3 protein-coding genes are annotated in these 3975 nt (G+C 54.9%); all 3 read left to right on the top strand.

Annotation, left to right across the window (positions count from 1 at the left end):
• Nucleotides 1-426: 426 nt before the first annotated feature.
• The 3 genes from GX117_13510 (at nt 427) to GX117_13500 (ending at nt 3685) form a co-directional block, all read left to right on the top strand.
• Nucleotides 427-1941: a hypothetical protein gene (locus GX117_13510; protein ID NLO34347.1), complete on the top strand. Its 1515-nt coding sequence runs from the start codon at nt 427-429 to the stop codon at nt 1939-1941.
• Between the two features lie 82 nt (nt 1942-2023).
• Nucleotides 2024-3112, top strand: a complete 1089-nt coding sequence (locus GX117_13505; GenBank protein ID NLO34346.1) for an ImmA/IrrE family metallo-endopeptidase — start codon at nt 2024-2026, stop codon at nt 3110-3112.
• On the top strand, nt 3113-3685 hold the full coding sequence (locus tag GX117_13500) for a DNA-binding protein (protein NLO34345.1): 573 nt from the start codon (nt 3113-3115) through the stop codon (nt 3683-3685). It abuts the gene before it with no gap.
• Nucleotides 3686-3975 lie beyond the last annotated feature (290 nt).

The following is a 3975-nucleotide window of genomic DNA, read 5'->3' as shown; positions in this document are numbered from 1 at the left end:
GCCCTGGTCACCGATGACGGGGGGGGTATGCCCTTGACGCCCGAGGTGCACGCGGGCCTGGAATTGTCACCCGCCCGGTTCAATGAAATCAAATCAACCTATGCTCGCGTGATTCATGATTTCCTGCCCGAATTGACAAGCCATGCCTCCACCTGGCACTCGGATCAGTGGGTGGATCAGAACCTCGCCCGCATGACCGATCATCTCGATGAAGCCTTGGACCGTTGGCGCCGCCTCTATCGCTCCGCCCGCGAACTGCTCACACGGGCCACGCAGAAAATCGAAAGCGGCCTGCTCAGCCTGGGCAGTGATGAATATCGGAAATACAAGCGCAACCAGGACCAGGCCACTCGCCAGTTGGATCTCCTGCGCAACCAGCATTGCGGTGGCGCGTCGGAACTCTCCGAATTCTACCCCTATCGCTACCTGGCCTCGGAAGGATTCCTGCCCGGCTACAATTTCACCCGGCTGCCCGTGCGCATCTTTCTCCCCACCAGCGATTCCTCCGGGGAGTTTATTTCCAGGCCCCGGTCCATTGCCCTGCGCGAATTCGGCCCGCTCAATATCATCTATCACAACGGCCGCGCCGTTGGCAAGACCATCAACCTTACCACGCAAGTGCTGCATTTCGCCTTCATTACCCGCGGCGGCCAGGGGCTTATTGCCGCGCCTCATCAGGGGCATCTTGATACGGTCATTGAGGAAATCGAGTTCCAACTTGACCACAACGACGACCTGATGAACAGCGTTGCGATCACGAAATACGGCAAACCAAAGATTCATCGGAAGCCCTACTTCCGACTGGAATTCACCAATGGCAGCATCCTCTACTTCCGGCCGGCAGGCGCCTATGGCGATGCGTTCCGGTCGCTGCATGTGGACCGCATCTGGGTGGATGAGGCCGCATGGCTGAGCGAACGGGCGTGGAAAGCGTTGCGGCAGTGTCTTAACGCCACAGGCACGTTGCGCATCTATTCAACGCCTAATGGGCTGCGGAACACGACCTACTACCGACTCACCTTCTCCGAGCAGTTTACCGTGTTCCGGTGGCCTTCCTGGTTGAACCCGCACTGGAGCGAAGAGCGCGAAGCGGAACTCCTGGAATTCTACGGCGGACGCGATACTTCCGGTTGGCAACACGAGGTCGCGGGCGAACACGGTAAGCCGTCCTATGGCGCCTTCAACGTCGAGCAGTTCAACCTCTGCCGGCAGGATGTGCTGGAATACCGCAAGATTGTCATCACCGATTCGGAACTGCGCGACTGTTCGGACGAAGAAGCGACCCACGACCGACTGGAAATGCTGCTTAACCTGACGCCACAGACGGGCGTGTACTGGATCGGCGGCGACCTCGGGTATACCAACGACCCAACGGAGCTCGTGGTATTCCATGAGGTCGAGGTGGGTGAACGCAAGGTGTTGCGGCTTGTACTGCGCCTGCACCTGGAGCATGTAGCCTATCCACATATCGCGCAGACCATCGCGCTTCTGGAACGGTATTACACGCCCATGGGTATCGGCGTGGACAACGGCGGCAACGGCCTGGCCGTGGTGCAGGAGTTGCTGACGCTTGACAAATACAAGGAACTTGGGCTGGAAGGACGGCTCAAAGGCTACGATTTCGGCGGCATGACCCGGCTTGCCGTGCGCGATGGCCGCGAGGTCAAAAAGCGCACCAAGGAACTGATGACCAGCATTATCAACGGCGCGCTGCAACGGAAACAACTCGTGCTGCCCGCCGAAGATATGGACATCGAGGATCAGTTCACGACACATACCTACACCCTGCGAGACGGCAAGGTTGTTTATTCAAAAGGCAACGACCATATCATTGACGCTATCCGCTGCGCCCTGCTGATCCGGGAAGAGGAAAGCCTCGACCAGTGTGACGATGAGGTAGTCTCGCTGAAGCCGGTGCTCACCGACCCGGTATTCATCTGAACCATAAGTTGACAAAAGTTAACAAATCGGGTATGATATAGGTATGGGAAAGACACTCAACATAGAATCCGTACGGACCGCAATGCGTGAACAAGGTCGTAATCAGGCGTGGATAGCCAAAGAAATCGGGGTCACTCGTGCCGCAGTGACCAAGTGGCTAAACTTGGAGGATTTTCCGAGGCCAGACAAACTCCTGAAACTCGGCACGTTACTTAAACTCAGTTTCAAGCAACTGGTCAAGGAATCAGACGATCCGATGGAGCCGGTGGTGGCCTTTCGGCGCAAAGGTGGGCGAAAGACTACACAGGATCATTTGGAGCGGGCAAAGCACATGGGAGTACTGTTGCGCCATTTGGCCGCCTTGCTTCCCTTTGATCAACTAGCACGCCCCGCAACCTTGCGCAACCCCAAATGTGAATATCGCTATCTTCAGCAAGTTGCGATAAAGATCCGACAGGAAATAAATATCCAGGATACAAAGCCTGTTCAATTCCGGGATCTCATTGACCAGTTCGCACAGCTTCATGCGGTCATCGTCCCCGTTCTCTGGGGCGACAAAAGCCATCATGAAAACGCCCTTCACATCTACCTTCCGGACTCCATGACCACCTGGGTTTATCTGAACCTGGACAGCAACATTCATGACTTCAAATTTTGGATGGCACATGAATTGGGGCATGTTTATGCACCCGCACTCTGTGAAGACGCAGGCGAGGATTTCGCTGATGCTTTCGCGCAGGCACTTCTTTTCCCGGAAGCAAGCGCCCACGCGGCGCACGATGACTTGAGCAATATCCGCGGGAAAGGAGCGCGGATTAACCGCATCAAGGATATCGCGCGGGAGTATGGGATTTCGCCGACCACCGTGAATCTCGCCCTCAAGGAGTATGCGCGAGAACACGATGTTGCGTCTGTCGACGTGGGAAGAGATATTTACGCTGCTTCGACGAACTTCAACAAAGAATTCAGCACCGTTTCGGGGCTCTTGTTCCCTCAGATGCCGCCAAGCGCGAAGCAATACATATCCGTATGCCATGAGGATTTCCAAAGTCCTTTCTTCGACGCACTTCAACGATATGTCCGTTCAACGAATGTCTCAGCGGGTTTCGTGGAAACTGTACTGCAACTTCCGCTGCGAGACGCGATGGAAATCGTTGAGGAGCTTCGATGAATGGCTCACACCAATATCCCCCTCGATAGCAATGCTTATTTTCGGCTTGCGAGAAGCATTCATCCTCTCCTCAACCAAGAATTCGGGGACACCAAGCGGTACCGCCTATATGTCATTGCCGACTTGGAAAAGGAATTTGCCAGAAGTAGGCGTTTGCAGAACAAATTCAGTTGGGTAGACGCTCAGGAATATCGCGACAATCGGGCGTGTAAGATCCAAATCTCGCGAAAAGAGCAGAAAGTAATCAAGCAAACCTACGACTACATTGCTAACCATGCACGCTCAGAAGGTTTGGGGACTTCCTACGTGGACATAATGGCCCTGGTCACGGCGCATGTGCTGGATATTCAGATTGTGACTGACGATCAGGATATGCTCGCTCTTGCGGATGCTTTTGGCATAGCCACATCAACCACGCTGGGACTCATGCACCTGATGCTCGACACAAAGCATATCGAAATGGATGTGGTTCGCCAGATATGTGAGTATTGGCAATACGAGCGCGATATTCCGGCCAACTTTCGGCGAGACTATTCGACGCTTTTCGGGGAAGATCCGCCTCCCCCGTTTTAGTCGCCAAAAGAAGGTTTGAGCGACGAGTTTACCGCAGTGTGGCTGACCGCACGGACCAATCGGCACTTCTTCGCGCCCCCATACAAAGCACGGCCTTTCCAAGGACCGGTTCGAACAGCATACGCCTCGGAAAGCCCGTTTTCAGTCACACCTCACGGAAGTTCCAGGATTCATATACTAAATGCAACAGTAGGGTCCGAAGCCCTTTTCTGTCGGAGCCGTTCGTCGCGGCCTCTTTATGCCGCAGGTTCTTGGCGCCTGTCAAGGTGGAACCCCTTGGGGATCTTGAG

The organism is Candidatus Hydrogenedentota bacterium (assembly GCA_012523015.1).
Lineage (GTDB): Bacteria > Hydrogenedentota > Hydrogenedentia > Hydrogenedentales > CAITNO01 > JAAYBJ01.
This window is presented reverse-complemented; position numbering and strand designations above follow the sequence as displayed.

What these genes read in the sequence shown, in the direction of transcription:
- GX117_13505 (NLO34346.1), top strand. Translation starts at nt 2,024, where the DNA reads ATGCGTGAACAAGGTCGTAATCAGGCGTGGATAGCCAAAGAAATCGGG.
- GX117_13500 (NLO34345.1), top strand. Translation starts at nt 3,113, where the DNA reads ATGGCTCACACCAATATCCCCCTCGATAGCAATGCTTATTTTCGGCTT.